Source organism: Comamonas koreensis, from assembly GCF_014076495.1.
Taxonomy (GTDB): domain Bacteria; phylum Pseudomonadota; class Gammaproteobacteria; order Burkholderiales; family Burkholderiaceae_C; genus Comamonas; species Comamonas squillarum.
Window position 1 is genome coordinate 1797511 of sequence record NZ_CP043575.1, and the last position, 18575, is coordinate 1816085.

The window sequence follows — 18575 nt, forward strand, 5'->3', positions numbered from 1 at the left end:
GGTTAATGCACAGGTCAGGCGACGGCGCCCACACCCAGCAGGGCAATCACCAGGAAGATCACCGTGATGGCAATGAAGATGAAGAACAGGATCTTCGCAATACCCGCCGCGCCCGAGGCAACACCGGTAAAGCCGAAAACGCCGGCCAGCAACGAGATCACCGCAAAAATAATGGCCCACTTAAGCATCGAAAACCTCCTGTTGTCATGTGATGGTTCATCTTAAGCAGGGGGCCCGGTACCTGCCGTGGGCCGAAGATGTAAGTAGCGGTAGGCTGGCGCTGACAGCGCTTGGTGGGCGCCTCACGGGGGCTGTATCAGGGAGCGGCCGGCCTATCGGCTGGCACAGCGGGGCTGGCTTCAGGGGGTTGCTGCGGTGGCGGATCATCGGTCCAGCGGCGCACCACCTTTTGGAAGATATGGGTGTTAGGAATCTGCAGCACCACGCTCTGGCTGCGGTCGGCTGCGAAGTCTTCGATGGTGGTGTAGAGCATGTTGATATCGACCACGCGGCCCTTGGCCCCGGGCTTGTCCAGGCCATCGAGCACCTCGATGTAGTCGCCCAGCCGGTAGGGCCGCACGGTGAAGATCAGCACCGCACAGAAGAAGTTGGACAGCACGCTCCAGGCGGCGAAGAAGGCCACAGCGCCAACGGCGGCAAAGCCCGAGAACGCCGTCCACAGCACGGTGGCGCTCACTCCCAGGCGCTCCAGAATCAACAGGCAGGTGCCGCCAATGATGAGCCAGCGCACCAGGCCCTTGATCGGCACGGCCAGTTCCAGCGGCCAGTGGTAGTGCTGGGCCACGCGGGTGATGAGCTTGCGGGTGACATAGTTGAGCGTGATGGCCAGCAGCAGGATCAAGGTGATCTGCATCGCCGGCACGATGATGTCCACCCATTCGGTGGCCCAGTCAGGGATCAAGAGTTTGAGTCGGTTCATGGCAGGCGTCGGGAGCGCAGCGGGTGCAAAGCAGCCCGTGGTGGTGGATGCGCCGATTATCGGCGACGAGGGGCCGCGTTGGGGCCGCGTTCAGGCCAGCGGCAGCTGGCTTTCTTCGGCCCGGCAGGCCTCGTCATGCCAATCGACCAGCGCCTGGATATCCATCGCAATGCGGGCCTGGCCCAGCTGCGCAACGAAGCGGCAGGCGCTGTACTGCGCCGCTTGCTTGTCGTAGACATGCGTCCAGTCTGCGCGCGCTGCCAGCTGGTTGGCCGCGACCGGCCAGCGCCGCACCTGCGGGCTGGGGCCGGACATGCCCATGCGCCAGGGCTTACCGGTGACGCGGGCGCGAAAGCACTGCTGCTGCAGGCACAGGCGCTGGTAGATCGGATCGACCTGCAACGCAGAGAACAGGTCCTGCACTGCGCTGTCGCTGGGCGCCATGGCCTCATGGGTGACGATGATGCGCAGGCCCTTGGGTGTGCTGTAGACGCGCAGACCCCAGTCGGGGTGCTGCTGGCTGAAGGCGGTGACCCGCTCCAGCGCCAGCTGCCGGGGATCGGCGCTGCCGGCCTGCTTCTGCCGCGCATTCAGCAAGCGCCGGAGCCACAGCGCCATCACCACCACCGTGCCTGCCAGCACCACCATTGCGGGCAGCGCGCCGCCCTGCGCAAAGATGACAAAGCAGGCCGCCAGCGCAAAGAAAGCCGCGATCAGCAGTGGTGCCGCGCTGGGGGGCTTTGGCTGCGGCGGGAAGTCCATGTCGGCAATGGCGACATCGGGGGTGTTGAGGCAGTGCGCGCCGTAGCTGTTGCGCGTCATCACCGCCCGGCCGCGCTGGCCCAGAATCTCTTCGCGGATGGGGGTCTGGTCGTTCAGTCCGTATTCGCCGAGCCGCTCCATGCGCTGAAAGCGGGCATCGAGGTTGCGCGCCTGCGGGGCGCTGAGCACCTGGTCGAGCGCGGCCTGGGCGCGCTGCTGCGCATGGGCTTGCGCGGCATCGGGGCTCTGGTCGGACCAGCCCCAGCGCTGGACGGTGGCGCCATGGCGGGGGCTGGTTTCATGGCGCAGGCGCGCTTGCGCCCAGTAGCGAGGTATCTGCATGCAGGCCAGTATATCGGCGGCAACTGGCCATGAAAAAAGCGGCACAGGCTCTGGGCAGAACCTGTGCCGCTGGGCGCAGTTGGCAGGCCGGGGGCCTGCGGGGCGCTTTATTGCTCCCGGCGCAGTGCGGGGAACAGGATGATGTCGCGGATGCTGGCGCTGTCGGTCAGCAGCATCATGAAGCGGTCGATACCGATGCCGCAGCCGCCGGTGGGGGGCATGCCGTACTCGAGGGCGCGCACAAAGTCGTGGTCGTAATACATGGCTTCGTCATCGCCGCCATCCTTGGCAGCGACCTGGGCGTTGAAGCGCGCGGCCTGGTCTTCGGCGTCGTTGAGCTCCGAGAAGCCGTTGCCGAACTCGCGTCCGGTGATGTAGAGCTCAAAGCGCTCCGTCACTTCGGGGCGGTCATCGTTGGCGCGGGCCAGCGGGCTGATCTCGGTCGGGTGCTCCATGATGAAGGTGGGGTTCCAGAGCTTGTCCTCGACCACTTCCTCGAAGTACAGCACCTGCAGGCTGGCCAGCGTGCGGCCAGCCAGCTTGTCTTTCTCCTCCTTCATGCCCAGCTTCTTCAAGGCATTGGTGAGCCATTCGCGGTTGCCCACGTTCTCGCCGGCATCGGTGTACTTGACGATGGCTTCGGTAATCGTCAGGCGCTCGAAAGGCTTGCTCAGGTCCACCGGCTTGCCGCCATAGGTCAGCTCCAGGGTGCCCACGGCCTTCATCGCCGCGTCGCGGATCAGTGCTTCGGTGTAGTCCATCAGATCGCGGTAGTTCCAGTAGGCCGCGTAGAACTCCATCATCGTGAACTCGGGGTTGTGGCGCACCGACACCCCTTCGTTGCGGAAGTTGCGGTTGATCTCGAACACGCGCTCGAAGCCGCCCACGATCAGGCGCTTGAGGTAGAGCTCAGGCGCAATGCGCAGGTACATCTCCTGGTCCAGCGCATTGTGGTGGGTGATGAAGGGCTTGGCATTGGCACCACCGGGGATGGGATGCAGCATGGGGGTTTCCACTTCGAGGAAGCCGTGCTCGACCATGAACTCGCGGATGCCGGAGACCGCCTTGGAACGGGCCACAAAGCGCTTGCGGGCCTCTTCGTCGGTCATCAGGTCGACATAGCGCTGGCGCACCTTCTGCTCCAGATCGGCCATGCCGTGGAACTTGTCGGGCATGGGGCGCAGGCTCTTGGTGAGCATGCGGATCTGGGCCACCTTGATCGACAGCTCGCCGGTCTTGGTCTTCATCAGCTGGCCTTCGGCACCGATGATGTCGCCCAGATCCCACTTCTTGAAATCTGCGTACAGCTCTTCGCCCACCGCATCGCGGGTGACGTAGAGCTGGATGCGGCCGGTGGCATCCTGCACGGTGGCAAAGCTGGCCTTGCCCATCACGCGCTTGAGCATCATGCGGCCGCCGACGCTGACGGTCAGCGCAGCCGCGTCCAGGTCAGCGGCGTCTTTTTCGGCATGGGCCGCAATCAGGTCGGCAGCGCGGTCGGCGGGCTTGAAGTCATTGGGGAAAGCCACACCTTTGCCTTGGCGCTGTGCTTCGCGCAGGGCTTTGAGTTTTTCACGGCGCTCGGCAATCAGTTGGTTTTCGTCGTGCGCAACCGGCGCGGTCTCGGGAGTGGTGTGGTTTTCAGACATGAAGAGGCCAGCATTGCGCTGGTAAACGGCCAAAACCTGTCATTTTAAGATTTTTAGCGCACCCCTTGCCGGCAATTGCCGTAGTGTCCGACTGCTGCACCGCTTTTCGTCCCTGGCCGCCAGGGGGATTTGCGGCCACTGGCGCACACTGCGAGCCTAGAATAACTGCTTCAAGCCCTTTGCAATGGGCCTGTCAGCTTCATTTTTAATAGCAAATTCAATAGCAAATTTTGCGCAATCGGGACCGATCCCGACTGGAAACACCGATGCTTTTTCAAATCCTGTCCCTGCTGCTCAATATTGCAGGCGGTCTGCTGACCGGCGCATGCCTGCTGCGCTGGTACATGCAGTACCAGCGCATCTCCTTCAACAACCCGCTGGGGCAGCTGGTGCTGGCGCTGACCAGCTGGATGGTGCTGCCCTTGCGCAGGATCACCAAGGGGCTGCCCGGTGGCGACTGGGCCAGCATCCTGGGTGCCTGGCTGGTGCAGGTGGTCCAGTTTGTGCTGCTGTGGCTGGTCTCGGGCGGCCTCGCATCACTGCTGTCGGTGCTGGTGGTCGCCACCATTGGCGTGGCCAATATCGCCATCTCCACGATGGTGGTGGTGACCCTGGTGCACGCCGTGCTGTCCTGGCTGTCCTCGGGCAATGCAGTGATGAATGCCGTGTTCCACCAGCTCACCGCGCCGCTGCTGCGCCCCTTGCGCAAGGTCATTCCGCTCATTGGCGGGGTCGATCTGTCGCCCATCGTGCTGCTGGTGGGCTTGCAGATCATCTCCATCATGCTGGCCCACCTGCAGTCGCGCCTGTTGATGGCGGTGTGATACGGTAGTGGGGCCGGAGCCCAGACGCAGAAAAACCGCCAGAGGCGGTTTTTTTGTGGGTGTTTAGCGCCCCAAGCGGGGCCACTGGGCCGCGCCGGGCCGATCAGGCCACCGCGTCAGCGGGCAGGCGCTGCAGCATGGCCAGGCTGCTGGCAATGCGGTCGCGCAGCTCGCGGCGGTCGACAATCATGTCCACGCCACCCTTTTGCTGCAGGAACTCGGCGCGCTGGAAGCCCTCTGGCAGCTTGACGCGCACGGTGTTCTCGATCACGCGCGGGCCGGCAAAGCCGATCAGCGCCTTGGGCTCGGCCATGACGATATCGCCCATGAAGGCAAAACCGGCAGACACGCCGCCCATCGTCGGATCGGTCAGCACGCTGATGTAGGGCAGGCCCTTCTTGGCAAATCGGGTCAGCGCGGCATTGGTCTTGGCCATCTGCATCAGGCTGAGCAGGCCCTCCTGCATGCGCGCGCCGCCGGTGGCGGTAAAGCACACAAACGGCACCTTTTGCTCGATGGCGGTTTCAACGCCGCGCACAAAGCGCTCGCCAACGACCGAGCCCATCGAGCCGCCCATGAATTCAAACTCGAAGCAGGCGACCACCAGGTTGATGCTCTTGACCGAGCCACCCATGACGACCAGTGCATCGGTCTCGCCGGTGTTTTCCAGAGCTTCCTTGAGGCGCTCGGGGTACTTGCGGCTGTCCTTGAACTTCAGCGCATCGACGGGCAGCACTTCCTGGCCAATCTCGTAGCGGCCTTCGGCGTCGAGGAACTGGTTCAGGCGCGCGCGCGCCGACATGCGGTGGTGGTGGCTGCACTTGGGGCAGACATTGAAGTTGTGCTCCAGGTCGGCCTTGTACAGCACGGCTTCGCATGCAGGGCACTTGATCCACAGACCTTCGGGCATCTGGCGACGCTCGGCCGGGTCGGTGTGCTGGATCTTGGCGGGTAACAGTTTCTCTAGCCAGGACATGGTTGTTTTCCTTTGCTCTCGCACTCAAGGGGCTGCGCACGGCGCAGCCCAGGAGGCGCATTATGCGTCAAGCGCCTTGCGGATGCCACGCAAAAAATCGGAGACCAGCGCCACGACTTTCTCGTGCGGCTGGTTTTCGATCAGCTGGATGATGCGGGTGCCGATCACCACGGCATCGGCCACCTTGCCGATGGCCTGGGCCGTCTGCGCATCGCGAATGCCAAAGCCCACGCCCACAGGGATGTGCACATGCTGGCGGATCAGCGGCAGCATCGCCTCGACGGCGCCGGTATCGAGCGTGCCCGCACCGGTGACGCCCTTGAGCGAGACGTAGTACACATAGCCACTGGCCACGCGCGCCACCTGCTGCATGCGCTCTTGCGTGGAGGTGGGCGCCAGCAGGAAGATGAGGTCCATGCCATGCGCACGCAGATCGGCCGCAAAGGCTTCGCATTCTTCGGGCGGGTAGTCTACCACCAGCAGGCCATCGACTCCGGCGGCAGCGGCATCGCGCACAAAGGCGCCCTTGCCATGCAGCTGGTCATAGCGCTCGACCGGGTTGGCGTAGCCCATCAGCACCACAGGGGTGGTGTTGTCCTTGACGCGGAACTCGGCCACCATGGCCAGCACCTGCTTCATGCCGATGCCCAGCGACAGGGCTTTTTCTCCGGCCTTCTGGATGACGATGCCATCGGCCATCGGGTCCGAGAAGGGCACGCCCAGCTCGATCACATTGGCGCCGGCATCGACCATGCCATGCATCAGCGCAGGCGTGATGTCGGCAAACGGAAAGCCGGCAGTGACATAGGGGATCAAGGCCTTGCGGCCGGCCAGTTTCAGCTGGTCAAAAGTTGCGGCGATACGGCTCATTTGGTGTAGCTTCCCTTGACGGCCACGCCGCGGCTGGAGGGTTGGGCATAAAAGTCGACGCCCGAGAGGTCGGCCACCGTGCCAATGTCCTTGTCGCCCCGGCCTGACAGGCTCACGAGGATGGACTGGTCGGCGCGCATGGTCTTGGCCAGCTTCATAGCATAGGCCACCGCATGGCTCGACTCCAGCGCCGGGATGATGCCCTCGGTATGGCACAGGTAGTGGAAGGCGTCAAGCGCCTCCTGGTCGGTGATGCCGACATACTGGGCGCGGCCGATTTCCTGCAACCAGGCGTGCTCGGGGCCCACGCCGGGATAGTCGAGACCTGCACTGATCGAATGGGTTTCGGTGATCTGGCCGTTGTCGTCCTGCAGGATGAAGGTGCGGTTGCCATGCAGCACGCCAGACGAGCCGCGCTGCAGCGACGCCGAGTGCTTGCCGCTGTCCAGGCCTTCACCGGCCGCTTCCACGCCGATCAGGCGCGTGTTCTCATAGGGGATATAGGGGTAGAAGATGCCCATCGCGTTGCTGCCGCCACCCACGCAGGCGATCACGGCATCGGGCTGCTCGGCAGCCATGTTCTGTTCCTTGAACAGCGCCGGCATCTGGGTCAGGCACTCGTTGCCGATCACGCTCTGGAAATCGCGCACCATCATCGGGTAGGGGTGGGGGCCAGCGACGGTGCCGATGATGTAGAAGGTGTTGTCCACATTGGCCACCCAGTCGCGCATCGCTTCGTTGAGAGCGTCCTTCAAGGTCTTGCTGCCCGACTCGACCGGCACCACGGTGGCGCCCAAGAGCTTCATGCGGTAGACGTTCGGGCTTTGGCGGCGCACGTCTTCGCTGCCCATGTAGACCACGCATTCGAGGCCATAGCGGGCGCAGATGGTGGCCGTCGCCACGCCGTGCTGGCCGGCGCCGGTCTCGGCAATGATGCGCGGCTTGCCCATGCGCTTGGCGAGCATGGCCTGGCCGATCACATTGTTGATCTTGTGGGCGCCGGTGTGGTTGAGGTCCTCGCGCTTGAGGTAGATCTGCGCGCCACCCATCTCGCGCGACATGCGCGCTGCGTGGTAGACGGGCGAGGGGCGGCCGACATAGTGGGCCAGCTCGTACTGGAATTCACGCAGGAACTCCGGATCATTCTGGTACTTGTCATAGGCCTCGCGCAGCTCGACCAGGGCGTGGGTCAGGGTTTCGCTGGCAAAGCTGCCGCCATAGGGGCCGAAATGGCCCGCGGTATCGGGTTGCTGGTATTCAAACATGGAAGGGATTCTTGGCAAGTAGTGTGTCAGCGGCACGCACGGCAGCGACAAACTGTTGGATTTTTTCGGCGTCCTTGGTGCCCTTGATGGGTTTGCCATCGGCACCAGTCATCTCAACGCCGGAGCTCACATCCACCGCGAGCGAGATGCAGCGCGGTCTGACTTGCACAATGCCATCGGTCACGTTTGCAGGCGTGAGTCCACCAGACAAAACGAGATGAGAGGCTACGTTTGTTGGAAGCAGTGACCAATTGAATGCTTTGCCGCCGCCGCCGAACCCCTCGACATGGGCGTCGAGCAGGATGGCCTTGGCGTGTGAATATCGATGGGCATATTCTACGAGGTCGAACTGCACCGCAGCGTCGCCAAGGGGTATGCGTGCGGCGCGCAAAAAGCTGCGCTCGCCGCCGCCCGTCGACGCCAGGCATTGCTCCGGGCTCTCGTCGCCATGGAACTGGGCGATGGCGCCGGGCACGCGGGCGCAGGCAGCCATTACCTGGGCCGGGGTCTCGTTGACAAACAGCAGCACGGGGGTGACGAAGGCGGGCAGGCGGCGAGCCAGCTCAGCGGCGCGCTCGGCGGTCACGGCCCGGGGGCTGGCGGGGTAGAGCACAAAGCCGATGGCATCGGCGCCGGCGGCCACGGCCGCGTCCACATCCTGTTCGCGGGTCAGGCCACAGATCTTGATGCGGGTGCGGCCCGCAGTTGCTTGCATGGCGGTCAATGGAGCTCCTTGTTCAGGCAAACCAGTCAAACGATATGGCCTCGCTGGGCAGGCCCCAGTGCGCATCGTACTGCGGGCCCAGAAAGTACAGGCCATCGGGCGAGAAGGTGGGGGCGGCGGTCTCGCGGCTGCGCGCGTCGAGCACCTCTTGCATCCACTCTGGCGGCTTGGTGCCCTGGCCAATCACGACCAGGCAGCCCATGATGTTGCGGATCATGTGGTGCAGGAAGGCGCTGCCCTGGAAATCAAAGCGCCAGTAGCAGGACGGCACGCCATCGCGCGAGGCACTGGCGCGCTGGGCGCTGCGGCCAATATTGATCGCATACAAGGTCTTGACGGGCGACTTGGCCTGGCAGCCGGCGGCGCGGAACGAGGAGAAATCATGCTCGCCCAGCAGATACTGCACCGCGCGCTCCATAGCCTGCAGATCCAGCGGCTGGAACACCCAGCCGACCCTGCCATGCTCCACGCTGGGGCGCACCGGCGACTGCAGCAAGGCATAGCCATAGCGGCGGGATGTAGCGCAGGCGCGGCTGTGGAAGGCATTGGGCACGTTGCGCGCCCATTGCACGGCTATATCCTTGGGCAAGAAGGTGTTGGTGCCACGCACCCAGGAGGCCTCGCTGCGCTCGACAGGGGCGTCGAAATGCACCACCTGCATGAGGCCGTGCACACCGGCATCGGTGCGGCCAGCGCAAATGGTGGAGAGGGGGGAGGCGGCAAAGCGGCTCAGCGCCGCTTCTAGATGGTCTTGGACAGTGTTGCCGCTGGGCTGGCTTTGCCAGCCCTGGTAGGCCTGTCCGTTGTAGGTGATGCCCAGGGCGATTCGCATGGCGCCATCATAAGGCTGCCGGCCCACCCGGCCATGAAAAAGCCCCGCAGAGCGGGGCTGGTGCCAAGGAGCGGCTGCGGGTCAGCGGCTTTGGTCCAGCAGGCGCTGGGCCTGGGCCTTGACCGTGGCGCTGGACGACTCGGCCATGACTTCTTCGGCCAGCGAGCGCGCGCCTTCCTTGTCGCCGATGGCCAGGAATTCCTGGGCCAGGGTCAGCTTGGTGGCCAGCGGATCGCTGTCATCGATCTCCAGACCGGCCATGTCATCGGCCAGGGTGACCGGATGGGTGTGGTCGGGCTCGCCGCTGCTGGGCAGGTCCAGCGACAGCGAGGTCATGTCAAAGTCCATCGTCGGCATGCTCTTGTCGCCAATGGGCATCTGCGCCGTGCTTTGGCTGTCGAAGTCGCTCAACTGGAAGTCTAGCGAGCCAGGCTGGGTCTCCAGGCTCTGCGCGGCGCTGTGGCTGGCACTGGGCGAGAGCTCGGACGGAATGCTCAGCGCTTCGGCCAGCTGGCGGTCAAAGTCTTCCATTGACAGCGCAGGCTTGCCTGCGGCAGGCGCCAGCGCTTCAAAAGCCAGGCCCGCATCAGCGGCCGGCGCAGCTGGCGCGGCTACCGGGGCAGCAGGCGCTGCCGGTGCCTGGAACTGCGAGGCGGCATCCGGGGTCTCGGTCAGCTGGCTGCTCATCGCGAAATCCAGACCGGTGGAGGGGCTGAATGCGCTGGCAGGGCTGGAGGCCGCCATCGTCGTGGGCGGTAGCGTGTTCTCGAATGGAATCGGCTCGGCGCGCGCAGCAGCGGCGGCGGCGGCCAGCGCGGCAGGCGTGGCGATCTCGGCCGCAGAAGGCACCGCAGCGGTGCTGTTCTGGTAGATCGGGTTGGCCGCGTCCAGCTCCTGGCCCAGCGCGGCGATGCGCAACCAGTCGGGGCCGGTGCCACCGGTCAGCTGGCGGGCATCCTTGGCGATGCTCTCCAGCGCCAGGCGGTCCTTGCGCTTGGCGTAGATCTCGGCCAGCTTGGCATGGAGCGCGCTGCGGGTTGGGCTGGTGCGCAGCGCTTCCTTGAGGATTTCCTCGGCCTGCAGGTCACGGCCGTAGGCCAGGTAGACATCGGCTTCGGCCACCGGATCGACATCTCCGGCATCGAGCTGGCTGGGGGTGTAGGCCAGCGAGGAGTTGCCGGTGGTCATCGCGCTCACCGAGGTGTCGATGTGCTGGCCACCGCTGGCGCCAAAGAACGAGTCCTGGGCCAGGCTGCTCTCGAGCACCGAGTCGGTCGCGGCGTTGACGCCTTCGTTGCGTTTTTTGTTGCGGTACCACAGGCCGCCGAGCAGCGCGAGGATGGCCAGGCCGCCAGCCACGGGCATCAGAGGGTTGCCCAGCAGCTCATCGACAAAGCTGGGCTCTTCGACCGGCGCGGGAGCTGGAGTGGGCTTGGGTTTGGGTGCCGGGTCAGGAGCGGGCGCTGCTGCAGGCGCAGCGGTGTCACCGGTGCCAGCAGCAGGCGCTGCGGCGGGCGCGGTAGCGGGGGCTGCTGCCGGTGCTGGGGCCGTTGCCGCAGGCGTTGCGGGTGCAGCAGGTGCAGTCGTGCCTGCAGCAGGCGCCGGCGTAGCACCAGGTGCAGTGGCTGCAGGCCCATTGCCCGTGGCAGCAACGGTGGCCGTAGCGGCAGGCTTGGCGTCTGCCGGGACGCCCGCGGATGTCGCCGAGGCTGCGGTGCCCGCAGCGGCTTGCTTGAGCTTGTTGAGCTCTTCGATGTTCTTGTTCAGCTCGGAGCTGCGCTCCTGGGCCGCATTGGCCTGCTGGGCGCTGGCGACGCTGGCTTCGGCCGACTTCGTGCCCTTGGCCGCTTCCTTGCTCAGCTTGAGCTGGTCCGGTGCCAAGCTCTGGGGCTTCTTGTCGTCCACCGAGGCCTCGACCTTGCCGCTGGCAGCGCGCGTATCGGTGGCGATCTGGGCGGGCGCGGCCTTGGCCGCGAGCTGGCTGCGGTAGCTGTTGAAGTCGCGGCTTTGTGCGGCCACCATCTGGCGCGCCTGGCGGGGCGATACCGCGCGGGCCTGCTCGGCCGTCGGCATGGTCAGCGTGACACCTGCCTTCATGCGGTTGACGTTGCCACCGACAAAGGCGTGCGGGTTGCTCTGCACCACGGCGATGAGCATCTGGTCGAGCGAGATATCAGCGGGCTTGTTCTGCGCGGCGATGCGGCCCAGCGTGTCACCCCGTTGGGTGCGCACGGTGTCGCCACCGCTGTTGTTGCTGGCGCTGGGCGGAATGTTGGCGCGTGGTGCTGGTGCAGGGCGTGGTGCTGCAGCACTGCGGGTGGCCGGGGCAGGCGCTGGCGTGGCCGATGCCAGGGGTTCTTCGATCACGCGCACAGGTGGCGCCGGTGGGCGCGCTGCTGGGGCGGCGGCTGCGCTCAGCTGTGGGGCCACCGTTACGGCGGGTTCGGGCTTGCGCAGGTTGGGCGGGTCGAACAGCATGGTGTAGCTGCGTACGACCTGGCCGGAATTCCAGTTGGCGTCGATCACATAGTCGACAAAGGGGTCGTTGACCGGCCGCTGCGTGGTCAGCACGATCACGGCTGTGCCATTGGCGCGGCGCTGCAGCTGGGCGCGCACGGCGCTGGCCGTGCCCGAGTAGTCCATGCCCTGGGTGCGGAAGACGGCCGACGAGGCCGTCTTGACCTGCAAGGTATCGGCCTCGGCGTCGGTGATCTGCGGAACTTCGATTTCCGCGCGCAGGGGCTCGCCCAGCGCGGATTTCACATTGATCTTGCCCAGCGCGAGCGCTGATGCTTCCCCTGTGTACAGGCCAAAGGCTGCCATGGCGGCGGCAAGCGCAGTGATTTTCCAGCGATGCATAGTGCTATTTGATTGAATAGTAGAAGCGCGCGGGGTTGTTTTTGTACCCATGAGAAAGCCCTCCCCCTAAGACGCGAAATCGGTAATTATCAGTAAAAAGAACCTTAACAGTAATGTGTTGGGGTGACAAGTTAAGGAATGGGCATCTCATTTGATAGGGTGCTTGGGCTCGCTCCGGCCTGTTCGATTGTTGTTCCGGAGCAACTCTCCAGAAGGCGGGCGCCGAGCAGCGCCGTGCCTGAGGCCTGCGCCAACGCACTATGAAAAACACCTTCCAGCTGCTGGGAGCAGATCCGGAAGGTGGGATGGTTGGGCTGCTGACGAATCAGGCGGGCATCAAGCGGCCAGCAGGATACGCAGCATGCGGCGCAGTGGCTCGGCAGCGCCCCACAGCAGCTGGTCACCGATCACGAAGGCCGAGACGTACTCGGGACCCATGTTCAGCTTGCGCACACGGCCGACGGCCACTTCCAGGCCACCGGTCACGGCAGCCGGGGTCAGTTCCTGGACGGTCACGGCGCGCTCGTTGGGCACCCACTTGACCCAGTCGTTGCCGCCCTTGATCAGTGCTTCGATCTCGGCCAGCGGCAGGTCCTTGTTGAGCTTCAGGGTCAGCGCCAGGCTGTGGCAGCGCATCGCGCCAATGCGCACGCACAGGCCGTCGACGGGGATGGTGGCATCGGTGCCCAGGATCTTGTTGACCTCGGCCTGGCCCTTCCACTCTTCCTTGGACTGGCCGTTGTCCAGCTGGGCATCGATCCAGGGGATCAGGCCGCCGGCCAAGGGGGCGCCAAAGAATTCGGTGGGCACATCGCTGCGGATGGTTTGGGCCACCTTGCGGTCGATCTCCAAAATGGCCGATGCGGGCGTGGCCAGCTCATCGGCAACGGCAGCGTGCACCACGCCCATGCCCTTGAGCAGTTCGCGCATGTGGTTGGCGCCGCCGCCGGACGCGGCCTGGTAGGTCATCGACGAGACCCATTCGACCAGACCGGCGTTGAATAGGCCCGACAGGCCCATCAGCAAGATGGAGTTGGTGCAGTTGCCGCCAATCCAGTTCTTGCCGCCAGCGGCCAGCTTGCGCTGGATCAGTGCGTCATTGACCGGGTCGAGCACGATGACGGCATCGTCTTGCATGCGCAGCGAAGAGGCGGCATCGATCCAGTGGCCATTCCAGCCGGCAGCGCGGATCTGGGGGAAGACTTCCTTGGTGTAGTCGCCGCCTTGGCAGGTGATGATGATGTCGCACTTGGACAGCTCGGCAATGTCATTGGCATCCTTGAGCTGGGTGTGCACGGTCGCCATCGCCGGGGCCTTGCCGCCTGCGTTGGAGGTCGAGAAAAACACCGGCTCGATCAGCGCGAAGTCACCTTCTGCCTGCATGCGGTCCATCAACACCGAGCCGACCATGCCGCGCCAGCCCACCAAACCTACCAATTGCTTGCTCATAAAACGCCCTTGTGTACCTAAAGGAAATACCACGTGGGGCTGAGGGCCTGGCTCGTCGGCCAGGGGGAGGCGCACGACGAACCAGGCTGGATCAGCCGGTAATCTTCGTGGTGGTTGTGAATGTGTATGCGCGCGCAGCCATACCCGCCTCAATGGGGGTGATGGGGTTCAGCCAAGAAATAGGGCAGTGCGCAGACATAGGAAGCTATTCTAGCGCCAAATTTTAAAACCTGTGCAGAAATTTTTATAAATTTCGAGTGCTGGCGCATCGAAGCGCATGCATATACGACATTAAAAACTATTTTTCGACCATTTATGGTATTTTATTTCGTCGAAATGACTAAAGTCGAAAGCGTGCCGTGCTTCTGTCGTCGTTTTGGTGTTGAAACGGGGTGGCTACATGCGTTGTCGAAGCGCTTCATTGTTCTGCAGGCACAAAAAAAGCGACCCGCAGGTCGCTCTTGGAGAGGCCTTGTGAAGACGGTTGCTTACAGAGCGGCCACCACGGCGTCGCCCATTTGCTGGGTGCCGACCTTGGTCGTGCCTTCGCTGTAGATGTCTGGCGTGCGCAGGCCCTGGGCCAGCACCTTTTGCACAGCCGCTTCGATCTTCTGGGCAGCGGCTTCCTGGCCCAGGCTAAAGCGCAGCATCATCGCCGCAGACAGGATGGTGGCCAGCGGGTTGGCAACACCCTTGCCGGCGATGTCCGGTGCCGAGCCGTGGCTGGGTTCGTACAGGCCTTGCTTCTTGTCGTTGAGGCTGGCCGAGGGCAGCATGCCGATCGAGCCGGTCAGCATCGAGGCTTCGTCGCTCAGGATGTCGCCAAACATATTGCCGGTGACGACCACGTCAAAACGCTTGGGTTCCTTGACCAGCTGCATCGCGGCGTTGTCCACATACATGTGGTCCAACTGCACATCAGGGTACTGCTTGCCCACGTCGGTCATCACGTCCTTCCACAGCTGGAAGGTTTCCAGGACATTGGCCTTGTCCACGCTGGTCACGCGCTTGCTGCGCTTTTGCGCGGCCTGAAAGGCGACATGGCCGATGCGCTCGATCTCGGGGCGGGTGTAGCGCATCGTGTCGAAGGCTTCTTCGGCGCCGGGGAAGTGACCGTCCGGTGCGCTGCGGCGGCCGCGCGGCTGGCCGAAATAGATATCGCCGGTCAGCTCGCGGATGATCAGGATGTCGAGGCCGGACACCAGCTCGGGCTTCAAGCTGGAGGCGTGGGTCAGCTCCTTGTAGCAGATCGCGGGGCGGAAGTTGGCAAACAGGCCCAGCGCCTTGCGCAGGCCCAGGATCGCCTGCTCGGGGCGCAGCGCGCGCTCGAGCGTGTCGTACTTCCAGTCGCCCACGGCGCCAAACAGGATCGCGTCCGATGCCTTGGCAAGCTCCAGCGTGGCGGGTGGCAGCGGGTGGCCGGAGGCCTCATAGGCGGCGCCACCGACAGGTGCGCTTTGCAGGTGCAGGTCGAGCTTCAGGGCGTCGAGCACCTTCACGGCTTCTGCAACGATTTCTGGACCAATGCCGTCTCCGGGCAATACAGCGATTTTCATGGTTTTTTCTCAGTCAGGATGGCAGGGCTGCGCCCGGGGGGGCGCAGCGGGGATGGCGTGAAAGGGATGCGCGCGGCGCTCAGGCCTTGGCTTGCACCAGGCTGTGTGCCAGCCAGGGCTTGGTGGCCAGGCGGTTGGCTTCATAGGCCTGGATCTTGTCCTTGTGGCGCAGCGTCAAGCCAATGTCATCAAAGCCGTTGAGCAGGCAGTACTTGCGAAAGGCGATCACATCGAAAGGGATGGTTTCGCCACCGGGGCGCAGGATGACCTGCTGGTCCAGGTCGATGGTCAGGCTGTAGCCGGGATGCACCGCGACTTCGTTGAACAGCATGTCGATCGTGGCCTCGGGCAGCACGATGGGCAGCAGGCCGTTCTTGAAGCAGTTATTGAAGAAGATATCGGCAAAGCTGGGGGCGAGAATGGCGCGGAAGCCAAACTGGTCCAGCGCCCAGGGCGCGTGCTCGCGGCTGGAGCCGCAGCCAAAGTTCTTGCGGGCAATCAGGATGCTGGCGCCCTGGTAGCGCTGCTGGTTGAGCACAAAGTCCGGGTTGGGCTTGCGGGCGGACTCGGGCACGCCTGGCTGGCCGGGCTGGTCCAGGTAGCGCCATTCGTCAAAGGCGTTGACGCCAAAGCCGGTCTTCTTGATCGACTTGAGGAACTGCTTGGGGATGATGGCGTCGGTGTCGACGTTCTCGCGGTCCATGGGTGCCACGAGGCCGGTGTGGATGGTGAATTTTTGCATGTTCAAGCCTTTGGGCTGGCCACGTTCATGGGCTGAGCGTGGCCAGCGGTGTATGGGATGGGGTTAGCGTGCTGCGCGCGAGATGGCGTTGCCCGCCCCCTGCACGTCCTGGCCAATGCCGTGGACAGTGTTGCAGCCCGACAGCAGCGCGGCGAGCGCGATGGTGAAGAAGGCAAAACGGTTTTTCATCGCATAGCTCCTGGGGTCATGCAAAACGGCGGATGTCCACAAAGTGGCCGTGCACGGCAGCGGCTGCAGCCATCGCGGGGCTGACCAGATGGGTGCGGCCCCCGGCGCCCTGGCGGCCTTCGAAGTTGCGGTTGCTGGTCGATGCGCAGCGCTCACCGGGCTCGAGGCGGTCGGCGTTCATCGCCAGGCACATCGAGCATCCGGGCTCGCGCCACTCAAAGCCGGCGGCGGTGAAGATCTGGTCCAGGCCCTCGGCCTCGGCCTGGGCCTTGACCAGACCCGAGCCCGGAACCACCATCGCCAGCTTCACATTCTTGGCCACTTTCTGGCCCAGTTTCTTGACCACGGCAGCGGCTTCACGCATGTCTTCGATGCGGCTGTTGGTGCAGCTGCCGATGAACACCTTGTCGACGAAGATGTCGTTGATCGGCTTGCCTGGCTCCAGGTTCATATACGTCAGCGCGCGTTCGATGGCGCCGCGCTTGTTCGGGTCCTTTTCCTTGTCCGGATCGGGCACGGTGGCATCGACACCCAGCACCATCTCGGGGCTGGTGCCCCAGGTGACCTGGGGAACGATGTCTTCGGCGCGCAGGGTGACCACGGTGTCGAACTTGGCATCGACGTCGGAGTGCAAGGTCTTCCAGTAGCTGACGGCCTGGTCCCATTCGACGCCGGTAGGCGCCAGCGGGCGGCCCTTGACGTAGTCGATGGTCTTGCTGTCCACCGCGACGAGCCCTGCGCGGGCGCCGGCTTCAATGGCCATATTGCAGACCGTCATGCGGCCTTCGATGGACAGGTCACGGATGGCCGAGCCGGCAAACTCGATGGTGTAGCCGGTGCCGCCTGCGGTGCCGATTCGGCCGATGATGGCCAGCACGATGTCCTTGGCGGTCACGCCGGAGGCGACCTTGCCGTCCACCTTGATCAGCATGTTCTTGGCCTTCTTGGCCAGCAGCGTCTGCGTGGCCATCACGTGCTCGACCTCGGAGGTGCCGATGCCGTGGGCCAGCGCGCCAAAGGCGCCATGGGTGCTGGTGTGGCTGTCGCCGCAGACCACGGTCATGCCGGGCAGGGTGGCGCCTTGCTCGGGGCCCATCACGTGGACGATGCCCTGGCCCTTGTCCATGAAGGGGAAGAAGGCGGCGGCGCCGAACTCGCCGATGTTGTCGTTCAGGGTGACGATCTGTTCCTTGCTGATCGGGTCCTCGATACCGTCATAGCCGCGCTCCCAACCGGTGGTGGGGGTGTTGTGGTCGGCGGTGGCGACCACGGAGCTCACGCGCCAGAGCTTGCGGCCCGCCATGCGCAGACCTTCAAACGCCTGAGGGCTGGTGACTTCGTGCACCAGATGGCGGTCGATATACAGCACGGCGGTGCCATCCTCTTCGGTGTGGATGGTGTGCTCGTCAAAAATCTTGTCGTAGAGGGTGCGTCCGGTCATCGTGGTTCTCTTTGGGTCAAGGGTCTCATCAAGGGGCTAAATGCTGGATATCAAAGATGCGCAAAGGTCTGCAGGTGCACGGCCAGGTCCGCGTCCTGCTGGTCGGTGGCCTGGGCCTCGTCGGCGGGCCGGGGGCTCAGGTGCTCGACCAGCAGGCGGGCGGTGACCGGCAGCGCCTCAAAATCACGCGCCATCAGCCGCAGCTCGCGCTGCGCCCAGGCGTCGGCCAAGCGGATGCCGCGCAGGTTGCCCACGCCATGCATCAGCGCAAAGGCGCGGTCGGGCAGCAGGCCGATGCCCAGGCCGTTGTCGATCATGCGGCACATGGCGTCCAGGCTCGTGACCTGGATGCGCTGGCGCAGCGGCCGGCGCAGCTGGGCCGATGCGGTGCGCATGGCCTGGCTGATGCTGCTGCCCGATTGCAGGCCGACAATGTCCCATTCCAGCGCTTCTTCAAAACTGATGCTGTTGCGCTGGGCCAGTGCATGGTCCAGCGGCACCACCAGCATCAGGTGGTCGCTGCGGTAGGGGCGCGACTGCAGATCGAGCTCGGCGGTGTTGGCAACGGCATCGGGGTTGCAGATGCCCAGGTCGGCCGTGCCTTCATGCACGGCCTGGATCACCTGCGCACTGAGGTGCTCCTGCAGGTCGATCTTGATCTGGCTGTGCGCGCGGGCAAAGCTGCCCAGGTCCTCGGGCAGAAACTGCACGATCGCCGAAATATTGGCATGGATGCGCACATGGCCGCGCACGCCATCGGCGTATTCGCTCAATTCGCCCTGCATGCGCTCCAGCCCGAACAGCACATTGCGGGCATGGTGCAGCAGGCTCTCTCCCGCTGGCGTTAACGTCACACCCCGGCTGTGGCGGTACAGCAGCTGGGTGTCGACGGCCGTTTCCAGGTCGGACAGGCGCTTGCTGACGGCCGAGGCCGCGATGAACTCCCGCTCTGCCGCCCGGCCAATGCTGCCCAGCTCGCACACCGCCACAAACAGCTGGAGCGAGGTCAGGTCAATGCGGCGCGCAAAACTGCGCTCTGAGCTTTTCATGGCGGGGGAGGTATCGTGTTTTTAGAAATCAGCAGCCATTTTATCGCCAAATATCGCGTTTGGTATCGCGGATGGCGATGGCTGATGTGTCATTTGCATGAAAACA

17 protein-coding genes are annotated in these 18575 nt (G+C 64.3%); 1 reads left to right on the top strand and 16 read right to left on the bottom strand.

Annotation, left to right across the window (positions count from 1 at the left end):
• Nucleotides 1–14: 14 nt before the first annotated feature.
• From F0Q04_RS08075 to lysS, 4 genes are all read right to left on the bottom strand, one after another.
• Nucleotides 15–188, bottom strand: a complete 174-nt coding sequence (locus F0Q04_RS08075; RefSeq protein ID WP_021026435.1) for a DUF1328 domain-containing protein — start codon at nt 186–188, stop codon at nt 15–17.
• 128 nt (nt 189–316) lie between these two features.
• A complete protein-coding gene (locus tag F0Q04_RS08080; RefSeq protein WP_116924760.1) occupies nt 317–940 on the bottom strand; it encodes a mechanosensitive ion channel domain-containing protein in 624 nt (207 codons plus the stop codon).
• 90 nt (nt 941–1030) lie between these two features.
• Nucleotides 1031–2044, bottom strand: a complete 1014-nt coding sequence (locus F0Q04_RS08085; protein ID WP_182345128.1) for a hypothetical protein — start codon at nt 2042–2044, stop codon at nt 1031–1033.
• A 107-nt stretch (nt 2045–2151) separates the two neighbouring features.
• On the bottom strand, nt 2152–3693 hold the full coding sequence (lysS, locus tag F0Q04_RS08090) for a lysine--tRNA ligase (protein WP_182345129.1): 1542 nt from the start codon (nt 3691–3693) through the stop codon (nt 2152–2154).
• A gap of 266 nt (nt 3694–3959) precedes the next feature.
• Here lysS and F0Q04_RS08095 point away from each other — a divergent pair, with 266 nt between their 5' ends.
• A complete protein-coding gene (locus tag F0Q04_RS08095; RefSeq protein WP_116924762.1) occupies nt 3960–4517 on the top strand; it encodes a YggT family protein in 558 nt (185 codons plus the stop codon).
• A gap of 103 nt (nt 4518–4620) precedes the next feature.
• Here F0Q04_RS08095 and accD read toward each other — a convergent pair whose 3' ends face one another.
• The 12 genes from accD to F0Q04_RS08155 all read right to left on the bottom strand — a co-directional run bounded on the left by accD (nt 4621) and on the right by F0Q04_RS08155 (nt 18469).
• The gene (accD, locus tag F0Q04_RS08100; protein ID WP_021026440.1) at nt 4621–5493 is read right to left on the bottom strand and encodes an acetyl-CoA carboxylase, carboxyltransferase subunit beta; all 873 of its coding nucleotides are present in this window, start codon (nt 5491–5493) and stop codon (nt 4621–4623) included.
• A gap of 60 nt (nt 5494–5553) precedes the next feature.
• Nucleotides 5554–6363, bottom strand: coding sequence for a tryptophan synthase subunit alpha (gene trpA / locus F0Q04_RS08105; protein ID WP_116924763.1), 810 nt, complete (start codon nt 6361–6363; stop codon nt 5554–5556).
• Nucleotides 6360–7628, bottom strand: a complete 1269-nt coding sequence (gene trpB, locus F0Q04_RS08110; RefSeq protein ID WP_021026442.1) for a tryptophan synthase subunit beta — start codon at nt 7626–7628, stop codon at nt 6360–6362. The genes trpA and trpB overlap by 4 nt, the downstream gene beginning before the upstream one ends.
• Complete coding sequence (locus F0Q04_RS08115; RefSeq protein WP_116924921.1) at nt 7621–8343, bottom strand: phosphoribosylanthranilate isomerase; 723 nt, start codon at nt 8341–8343, stop codon at nt 7621–7623. Before F0Q04_RS08115 ends, trpB begins: the two co-directional genes overlap by 8 nt.
• Before the next feature lie 22 nt (nt 8344–8365).
• Nucleotides 8366–9184, bottom strand: a complete 819-nt coding sequence (gene truA, locus F0Q04_RS08120; RefSeq protein WP_182345130.1) for a tRNA pseudouridine(38-40) synthase TruA — start codon at nt 9182–9184, stop codon at nt 8366–8368.
• An 81-nt stretch (nt 9185–9265) separates the two neighbouring features.
• On the bottom strand, nt 9266–12043 hold the full coding sequence (locus F0Q04_RS08125) for a FimV/HubP family polar landmark protein (protein ID WP_182345131.1): 2778 nt from the start codon (nt 12041–12043) through the stop codon (nt 9266–9268).
• A 336-nt stretch (nt 12044–12379) separates the two neighbouring features.
• Complete coding sequence (asd, locus tag F0Q04_RS08130) at nt 12380–13492, bottom strand: aspartate-semialdehyde dehydrogenase (RefSeq protein WP_116924766.1); 1113 nt, start codon at nt 13490–13492, stop codon at nt 12380–12382.
• 488 nt (nt 13493–13980) lie between these two features.
• Entirely contained in the window at nt 13981–15048 is a 1068-nt protein-coding gene (gene leuB, locus F0Q04_RS08135; RefSeq protein ID WP_116924767.1) for a 3-isopropylmalate dehydrogenase, read from the bottom strand.
• A gap of 79 nt (nt 15049–15127) precedes the next feature.
• The gene (gene leuD, locus F0Q04_RS08140) at nt 15128–15790 is read right to left on the bottom strand and encodes a 3-isopropylmalate dehydratase small subunit (protein WP_116924768.1); all 663 of its coding nucleotides are present in this window, start codon (nt 15788–15790) and stop codon (nt 15128–15130) included.
• 63 nt (nt 15791–15853) lie between these two features.
• Entirely contained in the window at nt 15854–15979 is a 126-nt protein-coding gene (locus tag F0Q04_RS08145; protein WP_182345132.1) for an entericidin A/B family lipoprotein, read from the bottom strand.
• Nucleotides 15980–15995: 16 nt separating this feature from the next.
• The gene (gene leuC, locus F0Q04_RS08150; protein ID WP_182345133.1) at nt 15996–17420 is read right to left on the bottom strand and encodes a 3-isopropylmalate dehydratase large subunit; all 1425 of its coding nucleotides are present in this window, start codon (nt 17418–17420) and stop codon (nt 15996–15998) included.
• A 50-nt stretch (nt 17421–17470) separates the two neighbouring features.
• Nucleotides 17471–18469, bottom strand: coding sequence for a LysR family transcriptional regulator (locus F0Q04_RS08155; RefSeq protein ID WP_182345134.1), 999 nt, complete (start codon nt 18467–18469; stop codon nt 17471–17473).
• Between the last annotated feature and the right edge of the window lie 106 nt (nt 18470–18575).

Excerpts from the sequence above, each read along its gene's own strand:
- F0Q04_RS08075 (WP_021026435.1), bottom strand. The coding sequence starts at position 188 with ATGCTTAAGTGGGCCATTATTTTTGCGGTGATCTCGTTGCTGGCCGGC.
- F0Q04_RS08080 (WP_116924760.1), bottom strand. The coding sequence starts at position 940 with ATGAACCGACTCAAACTCTTGATCCCTGACTGGGCCACCGAATGGGTG.
- F0Q04_RS08085 (WP_182345128.1), bottom strand. The coding sequence starts at position 2,044 with ATGCAGATACCTCGCTACTGGGCGCAAGCGCGCCTGCGCCATGAAACC.
- lysS (WP_182345129.1), bottom strand. The coding sequence starts at position 3,693 with ATGTCTGAAAACCACACCACTCCCGAGACCGCGCCGGTTGCGCACGAC.
- F0Q04_RS08095 (WP_116924762.1), top strand. The coding sequence starts at position 3,960 with ATGCTTTTTCAAATCCTGTCCCTGCTGCTCAATATTGCAGGCGGTCTG.
- accD (WP_021026440.1), bottom strand. The coding sequence starts at position 5,493 with ATGTCCTGGCTAGAGAAACTGTTACCCGCCAAGATCCAGCACACCGAC.
- trpA (WP_116924763.1), bottom strand. The coding sequence starts at position 6,363 with ATGAGCCGTATCGCCGCAACTTTTGACCAGCTGAAACTGGCCGGCCGC.
- trpB (WP_021026442.1), bottom strand. The coding sequence starts at position 7,628 with ATGTTTGAATACCAGCAACCCGATACCGCGGGCCATTTCGGCCCCTAT.
- F0Q04_RS08115 (WP_116924921.1), bottom strand. The coding sequence starts at position 8,343 with ATGCAAGCAACTGCGGGCCGCACCCGCATCAAGATCTGTGGCCTGACC.
- truA (WP_182345130.1), bottom strand. The coding sequence starts at position 9,184 with ATGCGAATCGCCCTGGGCATCACCTACAACGGACAGGCCTACCAGGGC.
- F0Q04_RS08125 (WP_182345131.1), bottom strand. The coding sequence starts at position 12,043 with ATGCATCGCTGGAAAATCACTGCGCTTGCCGCCGCCATGGCAGCCTTT.
- asd (WP_116924766.1), bottom strand. The coding sequence starts at position 13,492 with ATGAGCAAGCAATTGGTAGGTTTGGTGGGCTGGCGCGGCATGGTCGGC.
- leuB (WP_116924767.1), bottom strand. The coding sequence starts at position 15,048 with ATGAAAATCGCTGTATTGCCCGGAGACGGCATTGGTCCAGAAATCGTT.
- leuD (WP_116924768.1), bottom strand. The coding sequence starts at position 15,790 with ATGCAAAAATTCACCATCCACACCGGCCTCGTGGCACCCATGGACCGC.
- F0Q04_RS08145 (WP_182345132.1), bottom strand. The coding sequence starts at position 15,979 with ATGAAAAACCGTTTTGCCTTCTTCACCATCGCGCTCGCCGCGCTGCTG.
- leuC (WP_182345133.1), bottom strand. The coding sequence starts at position 17,420 with ATGACCGGACGCACCCTCTACGACAAGATTTTTGACGAGCACACCATC.
- F0Q04_RS08155 (WP_182345134.1), bottom strand. The coding sequence starts at position 18,469 with ATGAAAAGCTCAGAGCGCAGTTTTGCGCGCCGCATTGACCTGACCTCG.